At 42.9% G+C, this 24,465-nt stretch carries 17 protein-coding genes; 7 read left to right on the forward strand and 10 right to left on the reverse strand.

The features are described from left to right. The first annotated feature begins 5 nt into the window (after positions 1 to 5). From ACEWB7_RS09645 to ACEWB7_RS09665, 5 genes are all read left to right on the forward strand, one after another. Positions 6 to 2,000, forward strand: coding sequence for an acetyl/propionyl/methylcrotonyl-CoA carboxylase subunit alpha (locus ACEWB7_RS09645; RefSeq protein WP_034702113.1), 1,995 nt, complete (start codon positions 6 to 8; stop codon positions 1,998 to 2,000). Then, positions 1,997 to 2,899 carry a hydroxymethylglutaryl-CoA lyase gene (locus ACEWB7_RS09650; protein ID WP_034702110.1) on the forward strand — a complete coding sequence of 301 codons (903 nt, stop codon included), beginning with the start codon at positions 1,997 to 1,999 and terminating at the stop codon, positions 2,897 to 2,899. The genes ACEWB7_RS09645 and ACEWB7_RS09650 overlap by 4 nt, the downstream gene beginning before the upstream one ends. A 100-nt stretch (positions 2,900 to 2,999) precedes the next feature. Next, the gene (locus tag ACEWB7_RS09655) at positions 3,000 to 3,704 is read left to right on the forward strand and encodes a CoA transferase subunit A (protein WP_034702109.1); all 705 of its coding nucleotides are present in this window, start codon (positions 3,000 to 3,002) and stop codon (positions 3,702 to 3,704) included. A gap of 2 nt (positions 3,705 to 3,706) precedes the next feature. After that, positions 3,707 to 4,345 (forward strand): CoA transferase subunit B, encoded by a 639-nt coding sequence (locus ACEWB7_RS09660; RefSeq protein WP_004782495.1) that lies wholly within the window; start codon positions 3,707 to 3,709, stop codon positions 4,343 to 4,345. A gap of 97 nt (positions 4,346 to 4,442) precedes the next feature. Continuing rightward, positions 4,443 to 5,855 carry a short-chain fatty acid transporter gene (locus tag ACEWB7_RS09665; protein WP_034702106.1) on the forward strand — a complete coding sequence of 471 codons (1,413 nt, stop codon included), beginning with the start codon at positions 4,443 to 4,445 and terminating at the stop codon, positions 5,853 to 5,855. Positions 5,856 to 5,912: 57 nt separating this feature from the next. Here the strand turns inward: ACEWB7_RS09665 and ACEWB7_RS09670 are convergent, their stop codons facing one another. The 4 genes from ACEWB7_RS09670 to ACEWB7_RS09685 all read right to left on the reverse strand — a co-directional run bounded on the left by ACEWB7_RS09670 (position 5,913) and on the right by ACEWB7_RS09685 (position 10,420). After that, the gene (locus tag ACEWB7_RS09670) at positions 5,913 to 7,406 is read right to left on the reverse strand and encodes an OmpA family protein (protein WP_312316966.1); all 1,494 of its coding nucleotides are present in this window, start codon (positions 7,404 to 7,406) and stop codon (positions 5,913 to 5,915) included. Positions 7,407 to 7,599: 193 nt separating this feature from the next. After that, a complete protein-coding gene (locus ACEWB7_RS09675; protein WP_034702104.1) occupies positions 7,600 to 8,838 on the reverse strand; it encodes a dihydroorotase in 1,239 nt (412 codons plus the stop codon). Between the two features lie 10 nt (positions 8,839 to 8,848). Beyond that, entirely contained in the window at positions 8,849 to 9,865 is a 1,017-nt protein-coding gene (locus ACEWB7_RS09680) for an aspartate carbamoyltransferase catalytic subunit (protein ID WP_034702102.1), read from the reverse strand. Between the two features lie 222 nt (positions 9,866 to 10,087). Beyond that, complete coding sequence (locus tag ACEWB7_RS09685; protein WP_034702100.1) at positions 10,088 to 10,420, reverse strand: hypothetical protein; 333 nt, start codon at positions 10,418 to 10,420, stop codon at positions 10,088 to 10,090. Between the two features lie 657 nt (positions 10,421 to 11,077). Between ACEWB7_RS09685 and rlmKL the strand changes: the two genes are divergently transcribed. Continuing rightward, on the forward strand, positions 11,078 to 13,282 hold the full coding sequence (rlmKL, locus tag ACEWB7_RS09690; protein WP_312316962.1) for a bifunctional 23S rRNA (guanine(2069)-N(7))-methyltransferase RlmK/23S rRNA (guanine(2445)-N(2))-methyltransferase RlmL: 2,205 nt from the start codon (positions 11,078 to 11,080) through the stop codon (positions 13,280 to 13,282). A gap of 67 nt (positions 13,283 to 13,349) precedes the next feature. Here rlmKL and clpB read toward each other — a convergent pair whose 3' ends face one another. The 4 genes from clpB to crp all read right to left on the reverse strand — a co-directional run bounded on the left by clpB (position 13,350) and on the right by crp (position 18,643). Beyond that, positions 13,350 to 15,929, reverse strand: a complete 2,580-nt coding sequence (gene clpB / locus ACEWB7_RS09695; RefSeq protein WP_034702097.1) for an ATP-dependent chaperone ClpB — start codon at positions 15,927 to 15,929, stop codon at positions 13,350 to 13,352. 253 nt (positions 15,930 to 16,182) lie between these two features. Further along, positions 16,183 to 16,548, reverse strand: coding sequence for an antitoxin Xre/MbcA/ParS toxin-binding domain-containing protein (locus tag ACEWB7_RS09700; protein WP_034702094.1), 366 nt, complete (start codon positions 16,546 to 16,548; stop codon positions 16,183 to 16,185). 144 nt (positions 16,549 to 16,692) lie between these two features. After that, positions 16,693 to 17,742 carry an NADP(H)-dependent aldo-keto reductase gene (locus tag ACEWB7_RS09705; RefSeq protein ID WP_004782522.1) on the reverse strand — a complete coding sequence of 350 codons (1,050 nt, stop codon included), beginning with the start codon at positions 17,740 to 17,742 and terminating at the stop codon, positions 16,693 to 16,695. 193 nt (positions 17,743 to 17,935) lie between these two features. Next, positions 17,936 to 18,643 carry a cAMP-activated global transcriptional regulator CRP gene (gene crp, locus ACEWB7_RS09710; protein WP_411580672.1) on the reverse strand — a complete coding sequence of 236 codons (708 nt, stop codon included), beginning with the start codon at positions 18,641 to 18,643 and terminating at the stop codon, positions 17,936 to 17,938. A 147-nt stretch (positions 18,644 to 18,790) separates the two neighbouring features. On the opposite strand from crp, the gene ACEWB7_RS09715 reads away from it, so the two are divergent. Continuing rightward, on the forward strand, positions 18,791 to 19,213 hold the full coding sequence (locus ACEWB7_RS09715; RefSeq protein WP_034702088.1) for an OsmC family protein: 423 nt from the start codon (positions 18,791 to 18,793) through the stop codon (positions 19,211 to 19,213). A gap of 43 nt (positions 19,214 to 19,256) precedes the next feature. On the opposite strand, the gene ACEWB7_RS09720 is transcribed toward ACEWB7_RS09715, so the two are convergent. Then, positions 19,257 to 20,300 (reverse strand): metallophosphoesterase, encoded by a 1,044-nt coding sequence (locus ACEWB7_RS09720; RefSeq protein WP_262735633.1) that lies wholly within the window; start codon positions 20,298 to 20,300, stop codon positions 19,257 to 19,259. Positions 20,301 to 20,536: 236 nt separating this feature from the next. Continuing rightward, entirely contained in the window at positions 20,537 to 22,774 is a 2,238-nt protein-coding gene (locus ACEWB7_RS09725; protein WP_034702083.1) for an NADP-dependent isocitrate dehydrogenase, read from the reverse strand. Between the last annotated feature and the right edge of the window lie 1,691 nt (positions 22,775 to 24,465).

Below are 24,465 nucleotides of genomic sequence, written 5' to 3' on the forward strand. Positions count from 1 at the left end.
GTAGGATGTTTGAAAAGATTTTAATTGCCAATCGTGGTGAAATTGCCTGCCGTGTGATTCGTACAGCGAAAAAGTTAGGGATTGCCACCGTTGCCGTATATTCCGATGCCGATGCACAGGCACAGCATGTCAAACTGGCAGATGAAGCCATCCATATTGGTGAATCGCCTGCTGCACAAAGTTATTTACAGATTGAACGTATTATTCAGGCAGCAAAAACTACCGGTGCTCAGGCCATTCATCCAGGTTATGGTTTCCTGTCTGAAAATGACCAGTTTGCCCTGGCCTGTCAGGATAACAACATTGTCTTTATTGGTCCGCCAGTGGATGCGATCTTAGCAATGGGTCTGAAAGCGACCTCTAAAGCCTTAATGGAAAAAGCTGGTGTACCTTTAACCCCCGGCTATCATGGTACCAATCAGGATGCCGATTTCTTGAAACAACAAGCTGACAGTATTGGCTATCCAGTACTGATCAAGGCTAGTGCTGGCGGTGGCGGTAAAGGCATGCGACTGGTCGAGCGTAGTGAAGATTTCCTGAGTTCACTCGCTTCCTGTAAAAGCGAAGCACGTTCCAGCTTCGGCAATGAAGATGTGCTGATTGAACGCTATGTCGTGCAGCCACGCCATATTGAAGTTCAGGTCTTTGGTGATACACATGGCAATTATGTGCATCTGTTTGAACGTGATTGCTCCGTGCAGCGTCGTCACCAGAAAGTTCTGGAAGAAGCACCTGCACCTAAAATGCCAGAAGACAAACTTGAGGCGATGCGCCAAGCCGCAATTGATGCTGCACGTGCTGTAAATTATGTCGGTGCCGGTACAGTCGAGTTCATCGTTGAGCAAGACGGTACTGCTTACTTCATGGAAATGAACACCCGTCTGCAGGTTGAGCATCCAGTCACTGAAATGATCACCGGTCAGGATCTGGTGGAATGGCAGTTACGTGTAGCGTTCGGTGAACCTTTACCGAAACAGCAGCATGAATTACAGATACACGGTCATGCACTGGAAGCCCGTGTTTATGCCGAAGAACCAGAAAAAGGTTTTATTCCTGCCATCGGTCAGATCAGCTATTTGCACTATCCAGAACAAAATGACAGCGTGCGTGTGGATAGTGGCATTGTCGAAGGTGATGAAATCAGCACCTATTATGATCCGATGATTGCCAAACTGATTGTTTGGGGCAAAAACCGTGAAGCTGCTTTAATCCAGATGCATCATGCCTTGGGTCAGTTTCATGTCGATGGTCTTGGCAATAACATCGCTTTTCTTGATCGCTTAGTATTATGTGATTCATTTAAAAATGCCCATCTCGATACTGGCTTGATTCAACGTGAAGAAGAGTTCCTACTCAAACCATCTGCTGATATCAGTGCAGAATTAGTGGTCACTGCAGCCTTGGTTGAACTGTTATCGCGTCTGGCTCAAAACCCGACTAGCAATAATCCAGTCTGGCAGCAAAAGGCATTTTGGCGTCTGAATCAGCAAAATAGCTACACAATTAAATTACAATGTAATGACGTTTTACGTGTGGTGAGCTTTAAAGCGCTAGAAAATAGTTTCCTGGCAAATTATGAAGGCCAGACACTTACCATCCAGGGTGAGCTGCTTGATCAACACCTACTCCAGTTAAATCTTGCGGGTCAGCAGCAGAAACTGGCATTTAGTCAGACTGAGCATGGCATTACCCTGTTCCAGAATGGTCAAAGCTACAAGTTCAATTATTTGAAAAATGACTTTAATAACCAGGATGAACAAGGGACTGAAAATAACTTGACTGCGCCAATGCCTGGCGTGATTACTCAGGTTCTGGTCGCGGCAAATGACAAAGTGAAAAAAGACGATGTACTGCTGACCTTGGAAGCAATGAAGATCGAATATACCATTCGCGCTCCGCATGATGGCATTATCGCAAACTCATACTTCCAGAAAGGTGATCAGGTTAAAGCCGGTGATGAACTGGTTGAGTTTCAGCCTCTAGCGGAGGAAGTTGCATGACAGATTTCGTTAAAATCGTAGAAGTCGGGCCACGCGATGGCCTGCAAAACGAAAAAACATCTTTAACACTAGATGACCGTAAAAATCTGATTCTGGACCTGATGAAAACAGGTTTGCAGGCGATTGAGGTCGGCTCCTGTGTTTCAGCCAAATGGGTTCCACAGATGGCAGATAGCGATACGCTATTTGCCAGCTTGCCTAAAGATCCGAATATCCAGTTCAGTTTGCTGACGCCAAACATGAAAGGTTTTGAATCAGCGCTGGCTGTGGATTGTAAAGAAGTTGCGGTATTTACCGCAGCTTCTGAAAGCTTTACCCACAAGAATATCAACTGCTCGATTGATGAAAGCTTTGAGAAGTTTGCAGATGTGATGGCAGCTGCCAAAGCAAATGATGTCAAGGTGCGTGGCTATGTCTCTTGTATGGTGGACTGCCCTTATGAAGGTGCAATTGATCCGAAGCAGGTCGTCAAAGTTACACAGCGTCTACTAGACATGGGCTGCTATGAAGTGTCATTAGGTGAAACCATTGGTACGGCAACTCCGGATCGCGTGAAGAACGTCTGGGATGCCTGTCTTTCAGAAATTGATAGTAAAGTGCTAGCCGGTCATTTTCATAATACCTATGGCATGGCCATCGCTAATATTTACCAGTCATTGCTGCAAGGGATTCGGGTATTTGACTCCTCTATTGCCGGTCTCGGTGGCTGTCCTTATGCCAAAGGTGCTTCCGGCAATGTTTCAACTGAAGACCTGTATTACCTGCTCTCCAAGATGGGCTTTGAAACCGGTATTCAACTGGATGCTTTGATGCAGGCCAGCCGTAATATCAGCGAGGTATTACAACGCAATAATCCATCCAATTATGCCAATACCTATTGGCAAAAAGCCTGTGCTTAAAAACTTAAAATAGCCGGACACTCTATAAGTCCTCATGGATAGAAATCAGCAGATCTTTAGATGAAAGAGATCTGCAAGAGAAGAATAAATCGAGGTAAAAATGTCAAATAAAGTGTATGACAGTGCAAAAGCCGCTTTAGACGGCGTGGTTCAGAATGGAGATACCTTGGCGGTAGGCGGTTTTGGTCTATGTGGTATTCCAGAAGCCCTAATTGCAGCTTTAAAAGAAACCGGTGCCAAAAGTCTCACCTGTATTTCCAATAATGCCGGTGTCGATGGCTTTGGCTTGGGGCTATTGCTGGAAACCAAACAGATTAAAAAAATGATCTCTTCCTATGTGGGCGAGAACAAGGAATTTGAACGCCAATACTTAAGCGGGGAACTCGAAGTTGAACTGACCCCTCAAGGAACTTTAGCTGAAAAATTACGTGCCGGTGGTGCAGGTATTCCCGCTTTCTATACCGCGACCGGTGTTGGAACCGTTATCGCTGAAGGTAAAGATGTCCGTGAGTTTAATGGCAAGTCTTATATTCTGGAAGAATCCTTAACTGCTGATGTAGCTTTGGTTAAAGCTTATAAGGCCGATAAAGCTGGTAACCTGATTTTCCGTAAAACTGCCCAGAACTTCAATCCGGTCTGTGCCATGGCTGGTAAAGTGACCATTGCTGAAGTCGAAGAAATTGTCGAGATCGGTGCCCTTGATCCAGATGAAATTCATCTTCCAGGCATTTATGTGAACCGGATTGTACTCAATACCCAACCAGAAAAACGGATTGAACAGATGACTTTAAAGGCGGAGGCTTGATCATGGCTTGGACACGTAATGAAATGGCGCAGCGCGCCGCACAGGAACTTGAAGACGGTTTCTATGTGAATCTGGGTATTGGTCTGCCAACCTTAGTGGCCAACTATATTCCGGAAAATATCAATGTCTGGTTACAGTCTGAGAATGGCCTGTTGGGTATTGGAGAATTTCCAACGGCAGATACTGTAGATGCCGACCTGATCAATGCTGGCAAACAGACGGTAACTGCCCGCAAAGGTGCTTCTTTCTTTTCCAGTGCCGACTCCTTTGCCATGATTCGTGGTGGTCATGTCAATATCGCCATTCTGGGTGCTATGGAAGTCTCAGAAAATGGTGATCTGGCCAACTGGATGATTCCGGGCAAGAAGGTCAAAGGCATGGGTGGTGCCATGGATCTGGTTGCAGGCGTACAGAAAGTTGTGGTGCTGATGGAACACTGCGCTAAAGATGGTACGCCTAAAATTGTCTCACAATGTAGTCTTCCGCTTACTGGCCAGGCTGTAGTGAACCGGATTATTACTGACTTAGGTGTATTGGATGTCACACCTGAAGGTATTCAACTTGTAGAACTGGCACCCGATGTCAGTTTTGATGAAATTCAGAAAGTCACCGGTGTGCCTTTACTCCGTAAAGCAGCCTGATTGTTCCCAACCCTTAAAATGAAAATTTTTAAGGGTTTCTTTTTGGCTGAAGAAAGCCACTTCTTAATAACGAAAGCAGAATAAATGGATTTTAATCATGCAAACTCAACAAAATATCTTGCAGCGCTTTGCCATGCGCGTCAGCGACTGGTCTGAAAAATGGTTTCCAGACTCTTATATTTTTGCCCTACTTGGTGTCATTATCGTTGCAATTGCTGCGATTGGCATTGGTGCACCGGCACAAGACGTCGCGATTTCATTTGGTGACGGATTCTGGAGTCTGATTCCCTTTACCTTACAGATGTGTATGCTGATCGTGGTCGGTTATGTAGTTTCGGTTTCCAAACCGATGCAATTATTGATTCAGAAAATGGCGCGCATTCCTCATTCTGGACGTGGAGCCATCGTTCTCGTCGCTACGGTTAGTCTACTGATTTCCCTGATTAACTGGGCGATGAGTACAGTGCTAACTGCACTTTTGGTGATTGCCTTGGCACAGCGTAAAGAGCTAAATATGGATTACCGTGCAGCTGCCGCAGCAGCGATTATTGGGATGGGTGCAACCTGGGCGCTCGGTATCAGCTCATCTGCCGCACAATTACAGGCCAACAAATCCAGCCTGCCAGAACCTCTGTATAATCTGACTGGTGTGATTCCATTTACTGAAACGATTTTCCTGCCGCAATCCATGATTATGACAGCAGTCTTGATCATCGCCTCGATTGCCATTGCCTACTGGTCTGCGCCCAAAGGCAATCATATTAAAACCATTGATCACTTCCCGATCCAGATTGAAGAAGAAAAGACTGAAACCGTGATCCATAAACGGCCAGGTGACTGGCTTGAAAACTCGCCAATCTTAAGTATTCTGATTGTGGTTATGGGTCTGGTCTGGATGTTTAACGAGTTTTCCAAGAGCAATCCGATTCTGGCAATCTCCAGCTTAAACACTTATAACTTTATCTTTCTGATTTTAGGTGTAGCCCTACATGGTACACCACGTAATTTTCTCAATGCCGTATCCAAAGCTGTGCCGGCCATTTCAGGGGTGCTGATCCAGTTTCCGCTTTATGGCAGTATTGCCTTTATGATGACCAATGCCCTGAATTCTGCTGATCTTTCCCTGTCACATTATATCGCCGAATTCTTCGTGTCGATTGCGTCGCAGGAAACCTTTGCCATCGTTATGGGAATTTATTCTGCGATTCTAGGCTTCTTCATTCCTTCTGGTGGAGGAAAATGGATTATTGAAGCGCCTTATGTGATGCAGGCCGCACATGACCTGAAAGTACATCTGGGCTGGTCTGTCCAGATCTATAATGCAGCCGAAGCCTTACCCAATCTGATCAATCCTTTCTTTATGCTCCCCATGCTGGGAATCTTGAAATTAAAGGCTAAAGATGTAATTGGCTTTACAGTGACACAACTGGTCTTTCATCTTCCGTTGGTACTGTTCTTACTCTGGTTCCTCGGAAGAACTTTGACTTATACCCCACCTGTCTTCTCTTAATTCATAATAAATAAAAAAGGACGAATCATTCGTCCTTTTTTATGATGAAAGAATTATTTAGCTGGCTTTCTTTTCAACTACGCCTTCATTATCTACAGTATGGACACGACCATCTTCAGTACTCATAACTTCAAAAGTTACACGACGGTTTTGATACTGACCGTTCGAAGTCGCATTCGATTGAGCAGGCTGATTCGCCGCCATACCTACTGGTTGTAACTGCGCCGGGTTCACCCCTTTCTGCACCAGATAATTCACAATGGCTTGAGCACGTTTTAAAGACAGCTCCTGATTTTGAGTGCTGCTGCCTTCCGTATCAGTATGGCCCATCACGGTTAGACGTACATCTTTGGCATATTGTAATAAAGCTGCGGTCTGATCCAGCAAGCTTTTATTCACTTCAGGAATTTCGGTGGAACCTGTCGCGAAATGAATAATTTGCAGGTTTAAGGCAGTTGCAACATCTAACGCCTCAATATTTTCCATCTGAAGTTCGTCTAAAGCTTTTTTTGCCTCGGTATTGGCTGTATTGATCGCCTCATCCATATCAACTGTTTTTTGGATCACAACTTCTACATTTTTAGCCAGACCACGAATCTGACCCGCCAGACGCTGTGCATCTGCACTGTTCGCTGCCTGTACAGACACCTGATTACCTGCCCAAGTCAAAGTCACATTTGACATGCCTTGCAGTAATTTTAATACGGATGGAATTGTATCCTGATCAATAAATTCTGAGTGGTAATTTTCATTGGCTACTGCGCCACAGCCAATACTGTAATTAAAGATCTGTTTAATTTCATTTTGCAGAATTTGCATATATTTCGGATCATTCATCTGTACCTGACAGTTGACAATTTCACCCTGACTACCGGTGCTGATTTTTAGAATTGCAGGATTTGTTGCAGCAGCTTCGCTTACTGCCTGAGCATTTCGTAATTCATCCGGATCATCATCACGCAGGCATCCACGGAAGAATAATAAGATAATTGCAGCAATAATCACGAGGAGAATAAAAGGCCAGAACACCACTGCCTTTTTCTCTTCAGTCAGTACTGGTTCTGCTTCCGGTTCGGAAGCCAGACCCGGTGCGCGGTTCAGATTTTGTCCTGCCAGCGGAGATACGCCTAAAGATGCCAGTATAGGACCGGCCCATACTGGTAATGCCCGTTGAATCGAGTCTGCATGGGTATCTAACAAATGGCCTACTGCTTCAGCAGTGGGTGCACCTGCTTCTGCCTGCAAGAAATTCATGGTTGGAACAATTGCCCGGTTCAGGGTCTGTTCAATTTCATCTTGAGGTGCAGTTGAATCTAACTGAGCCAGGAATTGTTGTTTTAGGGTCGGATTATTATTAAATAATTCATCAATCTTGGGATTAAGTTGCTGACCCAGACTTTCAATCCAGGCCGGTCTTGCACGAAGAATACTTAACAATACAGGATAGAATTGGGCTAAGGCCTGATCCTTGGCAAATAGATGTTCTGTTTCACCTTGCAGCACAATGGCGGTCACATCACTCTTTAAACGTTCAATTAAATCTGTATTCATCAAGATCACCATTATTCTGATTTATAATGTTTAATATTTAATCAGTGTAGCGACCCACCCTCTTTGGAATGTTAATAATTGTACTGATATCATAAAGTTTCACTGTTTATGTAGGGCTAACTTTTCTAGTATTTTATTTAAGATATAAAAAAGTCAGCCGAAGCTGACTTTTTGTAAACGCGAAATGTAAGTGTTATGCAGCAATAAAAGTTTGCAGCACTTTACCTTTCACTTTTTGATTGAGCAGTGGTGTATTTTTACCTTGAGAAACGATCGTTTCTTTGCTTAATGTCCACTCCTGTTCTGGATCAACCAGTACCCAGCCTGCTTCCGCTTTCCAACGCTCAAACATACTGGCGACTTTCGCAGGAGCAACTGTGACTTTCTCCACCCATTCCAACGGCGTAAAAAAGCCTTCATTCACTAGTTGGATACCGAACGGTACGTAGGTATCAAACGCGGTAAAGCCAGGCTGTGTTTCCGCAAAGGGTGCCATTTTGGCAGAGCTGCTCAGGGGTTCATGATGGGTACAGATCGCATCAATCACACCAGATTTTACGCCCTGACGCAGTAATTCTTTGTCAGATTCAGAACGTAATGGTGGACGCACGTGTGCAAGAGAGTTAAAGCCATCAATCAGATGGTCAGTCAGATGCAATTGGTGCATTGCGACATCACAAGTTACTGGCAGACCTTTTTCTTTAGCAATACGGATCAGTTCTACTGATGCACCACAAGATAACAAACCGAAATGAGCGCGTACTTTAGTTGCTTCAATCATGAGCAGGTATTTGGCAATGGCCACAGTTTCCGCTAGCGATGGAATCATTGGCAAACCTTGGCGCGAAGCAATAAAGCCTTCATGCACACAACCATCTTTGGCAATTTGCGGCTCTTCTGCATAGAATACTACAGTCAGGTCCAATCCTGCTGCATATTCAAGTGTACGCAATACCACATCATCATTGGCAAACGGCGCACTGGCATTAGAAACCGCAGTACATCCGCCCTTTTTCAAACCTGCCATATTGGCCGGTTGCTGACCTTGCAGACCTTGAGTCTGTGCACCGATCACCTGCAGATAAATACCACCATCCAGCATAGCTTTTTCAACCAGACCATGAATCAGCGCACCATTATCCTGCACAATCGGTTTGGAATCTGGCGGGGTAAATACATGCAGAATCCCGTTTTCACGTGCGGCCTTACCTTCAGACTTTAAAGTCCCGTGTTGCTGCTGGCCCGGTTCACGTAAACGAGCACATAAGTCCACCATAGTTGGCATCAGCCATTTGCCCTGTCCATCAATGGTTTCAGAGACGTTAGCAGTTTCTGCAATACGTTTACCATTTTCCAGATAAACCGTTTCGACTGAATCAGTGTTTTGGATTGGGTCTAGAACACGGACATTTTCAATTTTTACAATAGTCATGACTTATTCCTTATACCGCAATCGCTTCAATCAAACCCTGTTCCTGTAACTGCCCCTGCATCGCCAGTGCCAGTACCGCCATACGTACAGCAATCCCGTTAGTGACCTGTTTCAGAATCACGGATTGTGGACCGTCTGCAATGCTGGAATCAATTTCCACACCGCGGTTCATTGGTCCTGGATGCATCACGATACAATCCGGCTTGGCCAGGGCAAGACGTTCTTTATTCAGGCCATACATTTTATAGAATTCAGCCTGAGAAGACAGCGCTGGCGAATCAATACGCTCGTTTTGAATACGCAAGGTAATGATCACATCACAGTCTTTGATGCCATCTTCCATATTATTGAACAGGCGTACATCTTCACTGTAGTCATCAAAACCGTATGGCAACAACGTATTCGGTGCAATCACGCGAATATCTTTACAACCTAAGGTTTGCAGTGCCGCCACATCTGAACGTGCTACACGCGAATGCTTGATATCGCCAATAATAGCAATCGACATATCTTCAAATTTTTTGTTAGTCTCGCGGCGAATAGTCAGCATATCCAGCATCGCTTGAGTTGGATGGGCATGACGACCATCCCCTGCATTAATAATAGCGACATTCGGACAAACATCTTTGGCAATAAAGTGTGCTGCACCTGAAGATGAATGACGTACCACGAAAATATCTGCCGCCATAGCCTCAAGATTCCACAAGGTATCACGTAAAGTTTCACCTTTAGAGGTACTTGAACGGGCAATATCGATATTCAGCACGTTGGCAGACAGACGTTTGGCCGCTGCCTCAAAAGTAGTACGCGTTCGGGTAGAATTTTCAAAAAATAGGTTCATCACCGTTTTGCCTTCGAGCAAATTATTGGTGATCAGCTGATTTTGGTCATTAAAAAAGGACAACGCAGTGTCCAGTATTTTTGTAAGAGTTTCTTTAGAAAGACCTTCGATGGTCAGGAAATGTTTAAGATTACCTGCTTTGTTGAGTTGAATCTGGCTCGGTGTATGCAATGCCGCCAAGTGCATGAGAGATTCCTTATACGTTAAGTCAACGTATTATACAGAGATTAGCGAATCTTTATAGTTGATAAAGAGCTCGGTTGTACAAAAACCATCTCGGTAATAAGAATGGAAATTTAAATTCCCATGTATTTTTTCAATAAGATAATTTAACCTGTCTATCTATATGCTTGTTTTTCATTTAAACATGAGTGCTTCAGTCTGGAGCATCCACACCCAATCCCCCAATTAGCGCAATGCGCCAATATAATGATGTGAAACCTGTGCGCGATAGATATCTTCTTCACTTGGTTCCACAGAAATCAGTTCCTTTTCCGCCTGTTCTTCAGCCTGCAGTTCTGAAAATGACGATAAATCCAGAGTGGTTTTTAAACGGTTGATTAGATGTAATAATTCAGGATCTTCAGTCTGCTCTGCCAGCCCAATCACATGCTTTGCATAGTGGATATTTTCTGCAAGATACATGGCATCAATCACTCGCCCAGTTACTCGTCTTAACCGTGCATAGATCAAGGTAGCGATTGAAAATGCTTCATTCCTGCGTAATTGAAGATCCAACATCTAAACCCCTCCGAAATAATAATTAAAAATAAAGATGAAGCTGTAATGATTCCCCTCAGCATTACAGCTTCATTGATATTAGATAGAGCAATAAACGTACCAAAATTAATAAATAAGTTATGTGAGTTATAAATTGATATGAATGAAAACTGATCTACCCCTGAGCAATATTAGCTCAGCGTCTTTTTTGTTTTAGATTCACTCCTCGTCTAGCTAGTCAATTCTTAGTTTCGATCACTTAACATGAATGACCAAATTTTAGCTTTTACTTTTTAAAGTAATGCTGATGCCATGAGGTGTATATAAACGACCCTGTATCAGATCCATCACATCATTAACCCGATTATTTATCTTTCTAAACTACACATACAACATGGCCGCAATTGAAGATCTAGATTGCGAATTAGTTTAATACCCATTACATATCCATCTGTAAAATAAAAGTTTTATTCAAAATATTTTCATTCTTGGTATTTTGTAATTTTACATCTCTCGTCAATTTTTAGTTTACTTTTTAAGTCAACATTTAGCGCTTTTTAGGAGGAGTAACACTAGGCTACATATGCTCGAATTTAAAAAATTTCCAAAGCTTTAACAGGCAAAATACGCTAAACTGAGCGCAGTTTTTTATTTATTCTTTTCCGGTCTCTCTATTTTATGAATACCTCTTCACGTTTAAGCAATTATTGGGTCACCTGTGCCGATGGTCTGGAAACCTTATTAGAAGAAGAAATCAAAGGTTTAGGTGTTCAGGATATTGAACGTTTCCCAGGTCGTCTGACCTTCAAAGGTACGCTTGAAAATGCTTACCGCATCTGTATGTGGTCTCGTCTGGCTTCTCGTGTCCTGATGCCAATTCACACGCATGAAATCGAATTCTCCCACGATGCGCGTGATGTTGCAGAAGAGCTTTATGAAGGTGCGATGAGCTTCGACTGGTCACTGATTTTTGCACCACAAAGCACCTTTGCGATTCGTCTGCACGTTGAACGTGATATTAAGGTCAACACCCAGTTTGCAACTCTACGTGCCAAAGATGGTGTCGTCGATTCCTTTATGGAAGCTGTGGGCAAACGTCCAAGTATTGATACCAAACAGCCAGAAATTACCATGTACATTCTGGCCGGTAAAAAAGAACACACTTATTGTTTAGATTTATCTGGTGATTCTCTGCATAAACGTGGCTATCGCCGCTTTATGACTGAAGCACCAATCAAGGAAAACCTGGCGGCTGCGATCCTGCAAAAAGGCGGCCTGAAAGACATCAACCCGGATATTGTGGTTGATCCAATGTGTGGTTCAGGGACGTTTATTATTGAATCACTGATGATTCTGACTGACCGTGCCCCGGGTCTGGTGCGTCGTTTCGGATTTAATGGCTGGAATGGTCATGACCATGAATTATGGATGGGGATTAAAGCTGAAGCGGCTGAACGTCATAAAGCTGCGCTAGAAAACCCATTACCAAAATTCTATGCCTTTGATGCCGACTGGGAAGCGGTAAAAGCCACTAAACAGAACATTATTGCTGCAGGTTTTGAATCTGCGCTTGACCAGATCAAGATCGAAGAGCGTACTTTAAATGACTGGCCAGATTTCCAGGCGGAAGGCAAAAAAGTCTTCTTCGTCACCAACCCGCCGTACGGTGAGCGTCTGGGTGATAAGGCATCTAACCGTGCCTTGTATCTGGGTCTGTCTAATCTGCTACAAAAGAATTTCCCGAATCAGAAAGCGGCAGTCATTGCTGCTCAGGTGGAACAGGCCGATGTCTTGGCGTTCAATGACCCGCAAATTCTGCGTTTGATGAACGGTAAACTGCCAATCTATATCCGTTTTGGTACAGTAAAACCGGCAGCAGTCACACGTCCTTTCCTGGAAAGCTGGCAGCCGCAACAATTCGAGCCGATCGAAGGTGCGATGGAATTTGCTAACCGCCTGACCAAGAATATGCAAACCCTGAAAAAATGGGTGGTAAAAGAAAATATTCACTGCCTGCGTTTGTATGATGCCGACTTACCAGACTTTAACGTAGCAGTCGACCTGTATGGCGAACGTCTGCATGTGCAGGAATATGCGCCTCCGAAGAAAATTGATCCAGAAAAAGCCAAAAAGCGTTTTAACCTGGCATTGCAAGCGATTCGTGCTGTGACTGGTCTAGGCCGTGATGCCATCTTTATTAAAACTCGTGCCCGTCAGGAAGGTAAGAACCAGTACACCAAACAAAGTACAGCGTCTAAGCGCTTTATCGTACAGGAAGGCCAAGCTAAGATTCTGGTCAACCTGACCGATTATCTGGATACCGGTCTATTCCTGGATCACCGTCAGATGCGTCTGCGTATTGCCAAAGAAGCCAAAGGTAAACACTTTCTGAATCTGTACAGTTATACTTCTACGGCGAGCTTACATGCAGCTTTAGGTGGTGCAGCGAGTACCACCAGTGTCGATTTATCTAATACTTATTTGAACTGGTCAAAAGAGAACTTTGTTCTGAACGGCCTGACTGTATACCATGCCGATCAACAACATCAATTCTTTGCATCTGACTGTTTTGAATGGCTGAAAGAAGGTCATGAACAATATGACCTGATCTTTATCGATCCACCGACATTCTCTAACTCGAAAAAATTCTACGGGACTTTCGACGTTCAGCGTGACCACGTCTCTTTATTGAAACGTGCCATGAACCGTTTAACCACTGACGGTACGTTGTATTTCTCGAACAACTACCGTGGTTTCGAAATGGATGAAATGATTGAAGGTTTATATGACGTGGAAGAAATTACGCATGAAACCATTGGTCCAGACTTCAAGCGTAACCAGAAAATTCACCGTGCCTGGAAAATTACTCATCCAAAAATGTAAGGTGTGAATATAAGATAAAGAAAAACCCAGCCTAGGCTGGGTTTTTTTGTTGCGAGGAGAACTTCTATTAGCTGAGTTTCATTTTTTCAAAGACCAGCTCGCCGCTTTCACCTCGAACGACGATAGTATCACCAGGGCCAAACTCACCTGCCAGGATGCTTTGTGCCAAACCATTTTCAATACGTTGCTGGATCGCACGTTTTAATGGACGCGCACCATACAACGGATCGAAACCAGCTTCGATTAACTGATCGAAAGCACTGTCATCCACAGACAGACGCATATCGCGTTCTGCCAGACGTTGACGCAAGCGGTTCAACTGGATATCGGCAATACCACGGATCTGGTCTTTTTCCAGTGCATGGAACACCACTAGCTCATCAATACGGTTGATAAACTCTGGACGGAAATGTTCCGATACCGCATTCATCACCACTGTACGGACTTCTTCACGAGTTGCTTTATCGCCCAGTTCACGGACATCCTGTGAACCCAGGTTCGAAGTCATCACAATCACGGTATTTTTAAAGTCCACCACACGACCTTGCGAGTCAGTCAAACGACCATCATCTAGCACTTGCAGCAGAATGTTAAATACATCCGGATGCGCTTTTTCGACCTCATCGAATAACACCACGCTATATGGTTTACGGCGCACCGCTTCAGTCAGCACACCACCTTCTTCATAACCGACATAGCCCGGAGGTGCACCGACCAAGCGGCTCACCGAATGTTTTTCCATAAATTCGGACATGTCGATTCGGATCATGGCATCGTCACTGTCGAACAGGAAGTTCGCCAAAGCTTTAGTCAATTCTGTTTTACCCACACCTGTTGGGCCTAAGAACAGGAATGAACCACTTGGACGGTTAGGATCGGACAAGCCAGCACGTGAACGGCGCACAGCATTAGATACAGCCACTACGGCTTCTTCCTGACCAACAACACGGTTATGCAGGAATTCTTCCATATGCAGCAGTTTATCACGCTCACCTTGCAGCATTTTCGCTACAGGAATACCGGTCGCAGCACTGACTACTTCAGCGATCTCATTGTCAGTGACTTTGTCACGCAGCAATTTTGGCGCTTCACTTTCTTCAGCCACTTCAATGCGTTCCAGCTGTTTTTGCAGCTCTGGAATTACACCATACTGATAACGTGCTGCTTCAGCCAGATCACCTTCACGCTGGGCTTTTTCCAGCGCAATGCGAGCCTGATCCAGTTTCACCTGAATATCTTTGTTGCCTGCTACCAGCGCTTTATCGGCACGCCAGATTTCTTCCAGTTCGCTGTACTCTTTCTCTACAGTGGCAATCTGCTCTTCCAGGTGTTTCACTTCGCCCTGCGCACCAGAGTCTGCATCTTTTTTCACCGCTTCAAGCTGCATTTTCAACTGGATCAGACGGCGTTCGAGTTTATCCAGCGCTTCAGGTTTAGAATCCAGCTCCATTTTGATACGAGATGCTGCTTCATCAATCAGGTCAATGGCTTTATCCGGCAATTGACGATCTGTGATGTAACGATGCGACATTTTCGCCGCAGCAATGATTGCAGAATCCAGAATCTGCACACCATGGTGAGTTGCATAACGATCTTTCAGACCACGCAGAATCGCAATGGTATCTTCCACGCTTGGTTCATCCACCAGCACTTTCTGGAAACGACGCTCTAAAGCTGCATCTTTTTCAATGTACTGACGATATTCATCCAGAGTCGTTGCACCGACACAGCGTAGTTCACCGCGCGCTAATGCAGGTTTCAGCATGTTACCCGCATCCATGGCGCCATCGCCTTTACCGGCACCGACCAATGTATGCAGCTCGTCAATGAACAGGATGATTTCGCCTTCATGTTTAGCCAGATCTTTCAGAACGGCTTTCAGACGTTCTTCGAACTCACCACGATATTTGGCACCTGCCAGCAATGAACCTAAGTCCAGTGATAATACACGTTTGCCTTTCAAGCCTTCAGGAACTTCACCGTTAACAATACGTTGTGCCAGACCTTCGACAATCGCAGTTTTACCGACACCTGGCTCACCGATCAGTACCGGGTTGTTTTTGGTACGGCGTGACAGCACCTGAATTGTACGACGGATTTCATCATCACGACCAATCACCGGGTCCAGTTTGCCAGCCATGGCACGTTCAGTTAAATCAATCGTATATTTATTCAGTGAGTCCCGTTGATCTTCATGATTATTGCTCATGACTTTTTCATCGCCTCGAATTTGATTAATGACCTGTCGTAAAGTTTCAGTTTTTACGCCAACACTATTTAATAAGGTTTTAGTTGCACCCGTTTCTGCAAGTGCCAGTAATACCCAGTCAGTGGACAGGAATTCATCTCCTGCTTTCTGTGCATAACTGTCCGCCAGATGCAGGGCTTTGGCTGCTTCCTGACTGATATTGATATCGGCAGAGGGATTACCGAGCGTAGCTACATTGTTCAGCGCAGTTTGTACTTTGCTTTGCAGGTCACGCAGGTTCGCTCCTGCCTGTTGCAGCAAGCTCACATTCGATGCTTCTTCCATCAAGGTGGATAAGATGTGAATCCCTTCAATGGCAGCATGATCCTTGCTCATTGCCAGAGATTGCGCATCGGAAAGGGTTTGCTGTAAGCGATTGGTAAATTTCTCAAAACGCATTCTTGTTATTCCTCACAACAAATTTTCTACTTGATGGATATATGGGTGCTGGAAATAAAATTTCAAATAATTTTTTATATATTTTTCAAAAATTTAATTAAATAAAAGAAATAGTTATCAGTATTAATATTGGTATTCAATGAAAATATTTCAAGTGAGCGAAAGTAGAATTTTTAAAGTGAAGATCAATAATGAATATCTGATTTAATTTACTCTGCTATTTTTCGGATGGGTAGAAAATAGAGAAAGACCTTTAGTGCGGTTGCAAGCGTCCTAGTAATCGCAATACTGCACTCAAACCATATTCTGTTTGCATCAAGGATCTTGGTATTTGCTGATCCAAAAGCTTGTTAGGTGAATTGATAAACTGGCGCATCCAGCTCAGATCCCCACCATTCATACCAAATAACGCTTGATAGATATTGATTAAAGTTATTGCTCTTTTACCTGCGGTAGTATCTGGTTCTAATTCTTTTTGATTTATGATTGACGATAATTCTGCTTCAGATAGATCCAGAACTAATGCAAGCTCGGATTCTTGCAATTGCAACTGTTTAGCTAAGTTGAATATAGCTTTGGCTAATACTTGGGATTTAGAAATATCCGTTTCATTATTCATTTTTATTAAATCCTATTGATGAATCTTGTTTTGATTATGCTGCCTTTATCCTTTTCTCGCTATGTTGTTTATCATTAAATTTGATCCTTTATTGAAACAAAAATGCCCTCACTTGAAGGGCATTTAAAGAGAACACTTGAACAATTATGGTGCCGGATTGGGTTGCTGACGGTGAATGGTTTCAATGCCCTGCAAGACTTCTTCAGAAAGATTCACGTCAAACGCCTGAATGTTTTCCTTGAGCTGATCCAAGTTGGTCGCACCAATAATAGTACTGGTCACGAAGAACTGCTGTTTAATGAAAGCCAGTGACAACTGGGTTAAGGTCAGGCCATGCTGCTCAGCCAGTTGTGCATACTGCTCGACGGCCCACTCGCTTTCCGGATTGCTATAACGGCTAAAACGTGAAAATAAAGTCACACGTGCATTGGCTGGACGTGCACCATTGCGGAATTTACCAGTCAGATAACCGAATGCCAGTGGAGAATAAGCCAGCAAACCTACACCTTCGTATTTGGCAATTTCCGACATACCAATTTCATAAGTCCGATTCAGCAAGCTATACGGATTTTGCACGCTAACAAATTTAGAAAGTCCCAATTTCTCTGCCAGATGCAGGAACTTCATGGTGCCCCAAGGTGTTTCATTGGACAAGCCAATATAACGGATACGACCTTTCTTAATTTCGTCATGCAAAGCAGTCAGGGTTTCTTCCAGATTCGTTACGGCACGATCATCTGCAGCTTCTGCATTGCCATAACCCAACTTGCCAAAGAAATTGGTCGCACGCTGTGGCCAGTGCAATTGGTACAGATCGATATAATCAGTTTGCAAACGCGACAATGAATTATCAATTGCTGATGTAATTTCCGAAGCCACGAACTTGGTCTGGCCATCACGGATATGACTACCACCTTGTGACGGGCCCGCAATTTTCGAAGCTAAAAATAGTTTGTCACGACCACCACGTGAAGCAATCCAGTTACCAATAATGCGTTCAGTTGCACCCTGCGTTTCTGGCTTGGGTGGCACCGGATACATCTCTGCGGTATCCCAGAAATATAAACCTTGATCCAAGGCATAGTCTAATTGCTGAAAAGCCTCTTCCTGAGTATTCTGCTCACCAAAAGTCATGGTGCCCAAACAGATTTCTGGCAATAAGATTCCCGTATCCGCCAATGGTCTGAATTGCATAAAAATATCCTTTAAGTTTATCTGTTATTTATCAAGAGCAAGTCTGCTATAGCCTAGCGGAATTATAAGACGGACTTAAATCATCTTTTCTAACAAGCTTGTGCCAATTTGTTATGTTCTGAATCAGGCTGAAATTTTTAAACAGGAATAAAAAAAGCAAACCCGAAGATTTGCTTTTTATCACGCTTTTGACTTATTCGTCCTCGAACTCGCCAGCAGCTACTACTTCAGGTTCTTCCAGCGATGCATCAAAAATCAGAATCGCCTTACCATCGGCTTCAATCATGCCCTGTTCTTCTAGAGTTTTTAGCACACGACCAACCATTTCACGTGAACAGCCAACAATACGGCCAATTTCCTGACGGGTAATACGGATCTGACGACCATTTGGCAAGATCATCGCTTCTGGCTGAGATGACAGGTCAATCAGACAACGTGCAATACGACCAGACACATCGATAAATGCCAGGTCAGTCACTTTACGTGTGGTATTTTTCAGACGGCGAACCAGCTGGGCAAAAACTGCATAGCTTAGATCTGGATATTGTTTGCTAATTTCATGAAAGTTTTCATAGGTAATTTCAGCAATTTCACAGACATCACGAGTACGCACTTCTGCAGTACGCTGTGGATTTACTTCAAAAAGACCCATTTCCCCAAAGAAGTCTCCCGCATTTAAATAAGCGACCACAATCTCACGTTCATCATCTTCACGAAGAATGATAGACACAGACCCCTTCAGAATTAAATACAGAGATTTAGATTCTGATCCTGCATCCACGATCGTGGTACGTTTTGGATAGCGATTGATATATGCACGTTTTAATAACGCTTTCACTGATTCAGGTAGTTGCCCCGGCGAAAGTGCGTCTGTGCTTAATTGTGAAAAGTTTGAAGTCATGCTTACAGTTCCGAATATGGATAATTTATAGATCGCACAAGACCTAATGTGAACTTGTCACACAGTGGGATTGAAATTCCTTATCAACCCAATTTATGTTAGTGTACAGTTACTTCGTAAATTTATAGCTTTTTTTAGGTAGTTGCAATGCAAACGAGTGTTCATTGGATAGAGAATGTTGCTTTTGAAGCAAAAACTCAAAGTGGTCACAGTATCATCATGGATGGTTCACCTGAATATGGCGGTGAAAACCGTGGTTCTCGCCCAATGGAACTGATTTTAACCGGTCTGGGCGGTTGTGCTTCTTTTGACATTGTGACAATTTTAAAGAAAGCACGTCAGGAAATTACTGATGTTCGCTGTGAATTAAAAGCAGAACGCGCCGATACAATTCCTGCAGTATTTACCAAAATCCATCTACACTTTGTGGTCAGCGGTAAAGGCATCAAAGAGAAACAAGTCGCTAAAGCGGTAGAGCTTTCTGCTGAGAAATACTGCTCTGCCAGCAAAATGCTGTCTGATGGTGGTGTCGAAATCACCCACGATTTTGAAATTGTAGAAGTGGAATGATCCGCTAATTTCATTAAAAAAGCAGTCTTCGTGGCTGCTTTTTTTACGTCATTTTTTGAGTGAAATACTGCTGGCCATCTTCAAAAATCACCAGATTTTCAGGCAGTCTTAAAGCCCCAAGATGATGAGCATACTCAGCCTGTTGCTGTCGGTCACGATAACGCCTGCCTACTGAATAGTCCACACAGAATACATTCTGCTGCTGTCCAAACCATTGCAGGGCATCAATATGCTTAAACAGACCGGATTTTTCTTCGGTGGTTTTAAAGTTTCGCCAATAATGGCCAATCACGACAGGTATCGTATCTGTATAACACTCCCACCATGGCAAACGATCAATCATGCGCCAGCGTCCCCCTGCATAGACTGGACGTTGCGCAATTTTCTCTGCGCCTGAGCTTAAGGTACGAATCGGATTTTGCATCTGGTCGCGTAACTCTTTCTCAGCGATATATTTTAATAAGGGAATGCTAGCTGCTGGATCCTTGAATTGCCCCTGATATTGCTGCTGTTCGCTCTGGATATATTCATCAAAGCCTAACGTCTGCAACTCAAGCTCATTTTTCAGGACAAAATAATCATAAGCCTGTCTGATTGAATTAAAAGGAACAGATTTCAATTGTTGAATTGCCTGCGTATCCCAGCAAGCATGCACAATTCTTAAATGGGGTGCATCTAGAGCCAAAGGCAGGCTGTTTAGAAATTCTAGAATCCATGCACGATCCTGAATTGAAGCCTGAACTGAATCAAAAGTTTTGAGATCATCCTGATGCGGTGAACCAAAAAACCAGCCATTGCCTTCCCGTAGCGTATCGGTTAACAGGTTGATTTCATGATTACCCAGAATGCATTGCGCATTGCCATTTTCTATTAAGGTTTTAACCTGTCTGATGACAGCGATACTGTCTGGTCCACGATCACACAGATCCCCGACAAAAATCAGTTTACGCTGTTCAGGATGACGACCTTGCAGATCGTAGCCCAATACTTCTAACAATTGTTGTAGCGCATCAATCTCACCATGAATATCGCCAACAATATCCACCGGACCATCAAAAGTCTGCTGTATGAATATCTGATTACTCATGGCTCTACCCTACCCAGGTCAATAAAACCTTTTTTAATATAGCGTAATCAATATAACAAGTTCAGAATTATTTTTTAATCATCTCGATCATTTAATCAAATGATGATAGATCAGAAACTTAACTGGAATGTCTTTTCTTCATTTCTTATCTAAATGTATATCTAAAAACAATAAAAAACCGGCGCCTAAGCACCGGTTTTATTCACTTTACGAGCTTTAAAGCTAGTACAGTCTGATTAAGCGTTTAGTGATTCAATGATTTGGTTCAATGTAGCACTTGGACGCATTACAGCATTTACTTTCGCAGGGTCAACTGCATAGTAACCACCGATATCTACAGATTGGCCTTGAACTGCATTCAATTCGCTTACGATCTTCTCTTCATTTTCAGCAAGAGATTGAGCGATCGGTGCAAATTTCGCTTTCAATTCTGCATCTTCGTCTTGCACTACAAGTTCTTCAGCCCAGAATTTAGCTAGGTAGAAGTGGCTACCACGGTTGTCTAGCTCGCCAGTACGACGTGATGGAGACTTGTCATTGTCAAGCAATTTACCAGTCGCAGCATCCAGTGTTTTCGCAAGCAGTTTCGCACGTGCATTGTTTTCTTTAATGCCCATTTCTTCCAGAGAAACAGCCAATGCCAAGAACTCACCTAGAGAATCCCAACGTAAGTGGTTTTCTTCTACCAATTGTTGTACGTGTTTAGGTGCAGAACCACCAGCACCAGTTTCGTACATACCGCCACCTGCCATTAAAGGCACGATAGACAGCATTTTCGCAGAAGTACCCAGTTCCATGATTGGGAACAAGTCAGTCAGGTAATCACGCAGGATGTTACCAGTTACAGAAATCGTATCCAGACCGCGAGCAACACGTTCAAGTGTATAACGCATCGCACGTACTTGAGACATGATTTGAATGTCCAGGCCTTCAGTATCGTGGTCTTTCAGGTATGTTTGAACTTTTTTGATCAGTTCGTTTTCGTGTGGACGGTACGGGTCAAGCCAGAAGATAGCAGGCATGCCAGAGTTACGTGCACGAGTCACAGCCAGTTTCACCCAGTCGCGGATCGGTGCGTCTTTCACCTGGCACATACGCCAGATATCACCTTCTTCCACATTTTGAGACATCAACACTTCACCTGTTTCAAGGTCAGTGATGTTCGCAACACCCGCTTCTGGAATTTCGAAAGTCTTGTCGTGAGAACCGTATTCTTCAGCTTTTTGAGCCATTAGACCAACGTTAGGAACCGTACCCATAGTACGTGGGTCGAAGTTACCATTCCATTTACAGAAGTTGATCATTTCCTGGTAAATACGTGCGAAAGTAGATTCAGGCATGACTGCTTTACAGTCGTAAGGTTTACCATCAGCACCCCACATTTTACCGCCAGTACGGATCATTGCAGGCATAGAAGCATCTACAATCACGTCGTTTGGAGAATGGAAGTTAGTAATACCTTTTGCTGAATCAACCATCGCAAGTGCTGGACGGTGTTCTTGACATGCGTGAAGATCTTCAATGATTTCTTCACGTAAAGAAGTCGGTAAAGATTCGATTTTTTCGTAAAGACCAGCCATACCATTATTTACGTTAATGCCTAGCTCGTCGAACAGTTTACCGTGTTTCTCAAATGCATCTTTGTAGTAAATACGCACACAGTGACCGAATACGATCGGGTGTGACACTTTCATCATGGTCGCTTTAACGTGTAAAGAGAACAGGATGCCAGCTTCTTTACAATCTTCTAATTCTTTTTCATAGAAGTCGCAAAGCGCTTTTTTGCTCATAAACATTGAGTCGATGATTTCACCGTCTTGAAGCGCAACTTTTGGCTTAAGAACGATAGTTTCACCAGACTTAGTGATCAGTTCCATTTTCACATTACGCGCACGGTCTAAAGTCATAGACTTTTCGCCATGGTAGAAGTCGCCTTCTTGCATGTGAGAAACGTGAGTTTGTGACCAAGGTTTCCATTCACCCATAGAATGGGGGTGTTTTTTAGCGTAGTTTTTCACTGCTGTCGGCGCACGACGGTCAGAGTTACCTTCACGAAGTACTGGGTTCACTGCTGAACCTAGGCACTTGCTATAACGCGCTTTAATTGCTTTTTCTTCTTCAGTAGTCGGGTTTTCTGGATAGTCAGGCAGTGCATAGCCCTTAGACTGAAGTTCTTTAATACATGACGTCAACTGAGCAACAGATGCACTAATATTAGGGAGTTTAATGATATTAGTATCTGGATCTTGGGTAAGACGACCTAATTCTGCCAGGTTATCTGAAACTTTCTGCTCATCGCTTAGATAGTCTGCGAATTCTGCAAGTACGCGTGCGGCTACAGAGATGTCTGTTTTAACAATCTCAACGCCCGCCGGCTTAGTAAAGGTCTCAATGATCGGCAGTAGAGAGTAAGTCGCCAATAATGGCGCCTCGTCGGTCAGTGTGTAAATGATTGTTGACTTTCCACCAGCCATATATAGCCCCTTGCTTTGGATTGAGTTTCTGATCATCAGGCTTTTGGCCTAATTTCAGCGAACCGGTTACTTAAATAAACTTTGAAAGTAGTGGTGCTGGTTGCACCTTAGTCAAAGGAATATCAATACATATTCAACTTTGCCTGAAAAATTCGTATAGATCGTCAGTGTGATTCACCGACAGCAGTATTCTACGTGAAAATGAACCTTTTTTCGAATTGGCACATTGCCAAACCATGTGATTTTTGCATTAGAAGGTTAATTTGCTAATTTTGCTTAATTTTACCAAAAACTATAATTTAAGCATTATAATTCAATTACTTAAATTAAAAATCAAACAAATTCACCTATAAACTTAATGTGTGCTTAATTCGGTTTTTTGCCATCAATTTTTATCTACATGTTGGGTATCATGAAAATAAATTATCAATGGCCGTAATTTCCATAAGTACGGGTTAAAAAGCGAATTGAAACAGATCTGCTCTTTCCTATCGAAATTTATGATCTGCAACTGATAAATTGATCGTTGATCCTGAAGGCTTAAGACAACCTAAATAATAGTCACCGTTCTACTCTTTCTTCAGTTTAAATTATGTGCATTTTTTTAATTACCTTTACAAACACTGGAAATGTATCGACCGTAATTCAAATAAAAAATTGGTTTTATTGGTTTAATAGGCTTTAGATGATGCCAGTACGTTGGTTTAATTAATAAGAATCTTCTAATTAAATTTGGGTAGAATGCTGATTAACTTACAATAAGGACTTATTAGACCTCTTGCGAAAGTATCGTTTTACCTAATTTTTGAATTAGCTAAAACCTTATAAAATGTAGCTTTGGGCTGTTTAAATTTTGACTAACGCAAGAAGTCTATTTTATGCTGGATTATTTAGTTAGTTTTTCGACAAGGGCTAAGAGCAATTCAGGACAGATTCAGATTCTGATAGGCATATTAGCGCTAAGTCTGCAATTTTTGATTATAGACAAATAATTGAACAGATAAAAATTGCAAAAAAAATAGGAAGATCGTGCAGATGAACAAAGAAAATTTGAATTAAAAATACAATCCGTTAATATGTTACTCATAGCTTTGGATAAAAACGTATTAAAAATAAATAATTTACAAAAAATATTAGAATTGTCGTAAGGGTCTATCAAATCACTCGATCAGAATAGCGAAGTAATAGAAGGTGATATTCGAAAGTTAATTACACCCACTAAAGAAAAAATTAACCATGCCGAAGAAGTTCAAAAAAATACTTTTGATATGTATAAGCGTATAAATAGAAAGAGCGCTTTCAATAGCCTAGATGAGCTAACTGCTATATATGATGTATTAGTTTCTATAATATATGATACAAATAATACTGACCTAATAAGTCATCACTTTACAATAACTGAAGATTAACAATCTCGTATCACACACAAATCCTCAGCCTCACTACCCACATAGTTACCCTACCCCATTAACTGAATAAGGCTTTTCGTATGCTGCCTCTAACATGTCAGCAAAATCTTCGATCCCGGATGTAGTAAGTATTTACAAGCACCTTGATATACGCCCAGTGATCAGGGCCAGCACATCAATCGATAATTTCTAATTATTCACAAAGGGTTGAGTGCTTCATGTCGAGTGTCATAAAAATGAATATTTGGAAGCCCTGTCTTTTGCTTTTTCTTAGCTTAGGTA

Origin of the sequence: Acinetobacter sp. NIOH-H-8, from assembly GCF_046635365.1 — a bacterium.
In the GTDB taxonomy this organism is placed as follows: Bacteria; Pseudomonadota; Gammaproteobacteria; order Pseudomonadales; family Moraxellaceae; genus Acinetobacter.

Excerpts from the sequence above, each read along its gene's own strand:
- ACEWB7_RS09645 (WP_034702113.1), top strand. The coding sequence starts at position 6 with ATGTTTGAAAAGATTTTAATTGCCAATCGTGGTGAAATTGCCTGCCGT.
- ACEWB7_RS09650 (WP_034702110.1), top strand. The coding sequence starts at position 1,997 with ATGACAGATTTCGTTAAAATCGTAGAAGTCGGGCCACGCGATGGCCTG.
- ACEWB7_RS09655 (WP_034702109.1), top strand. The coding sequence starts at position 3,000 with ATGTCAAATAAAGTGTATGACAGTGCAAAAGCCGCTTTAGACGGCGTG.
- ACEWB7_RS09660 (WP_004782495.1), top strand. The coding sequence starts at position 3,707 with ATGGCTTGGACACGTAATGAAATGGCGCAGCGCGCCGCACAGGAACTT.
- ACEWB7_RS09665 (WP_034702106.1), top strand. The coding sequence starts at position 4,443 with ATGCAAACTCAACAAAATATCTTGCAGCGCTTTGCCATGCGCGTCAGC.
- ACEWB7_RS09670 (WP_312316966.1), bottom strand. The coding sequence starts at position 7,406 with ATGAATACAGATTTAATTGAACGTTTAAAGAGTGATGTGACCGCCATT.
- ACEWB7_RS09675 (WP_034702104.1), bottom strand. The coding sequence starts at position 8,838 with ATGACTATTGTAAAAATTGAAAATGTCCGTGTTCTAGACCCAATCCAA.
- ACEWB7_RS09680 (WP_034702102.1), bottom strand. The coding sequence starts at position 9,865 with ATGCACTTGGCGGCATTGCATACACCGAGCCAGATTCAACTCAACAAA.
- ACEWB7_RS09685 (WP_034702100.1), bottom strand. The coding sequence starts at position 10,420 with ATGTTGGATCTTCAATTACGCAGGAATGAAGCATTTTCAATCGCTACC.
- rlmKL (WP_312316962.1), top strand. The coding sequence starts at position 11,078 with ATGAATACCTCTTCACGTTTAAGCAATTATTGGGTCACCTGTGCCGAT.
- clpB (WP_034702097.1), bottom strand. The coding sequence starts at position 15,929 with ATGCGTTTTGAGAAATTTACCAATCGCTTACAGCAAACCCTTTCCGAT.
- ACEWB7_RS09700 (WP_034702094.1), bottom strand. The coding sequence starts at position 16,548 with ATGAATAATGAAACGGATATTTCTAAATCCCAAGTATTAGCCAAAGCT.
- ACEWB7_RS09705 (WP_004782522.1), bottom strand. The coding sequence starts at position 17,742 with ATGCAATTCAGACCATTGGCGGATACGGGAATCTTATTGCCAGAAATC.
- crp (WP_411580672.1), bottom strand. The coding sequence starts at position 18,643 with ATGACTTCAAACTTTTCACAATTAAGCACAGACGCACTTTCGCCGGGG.
- ACEWB7_RS09715 (WP_034702088.1), top strand. The coding sequence starts at position 18,791 with ATGCAAACGAGTGTTCATTGGATAGAGAATGTTGCTTTTGAAGCAAAA.
- ACEWB7_RS09720 (WP_262735633.1), bottom strand. The coding sequence starts at position 20,300 with ATGAGTAATCAGATATTCATACAGCAGACTTTTGATGGTCCGGTGGAT.
- ACEWB7_RS09725 (WP_034702083.1), bottom strand. The coding sequence starts at position 22,774 with ATGGCTGGTGGAAAGTCAACAATCATTTACACACTGACCGACGAGGCG.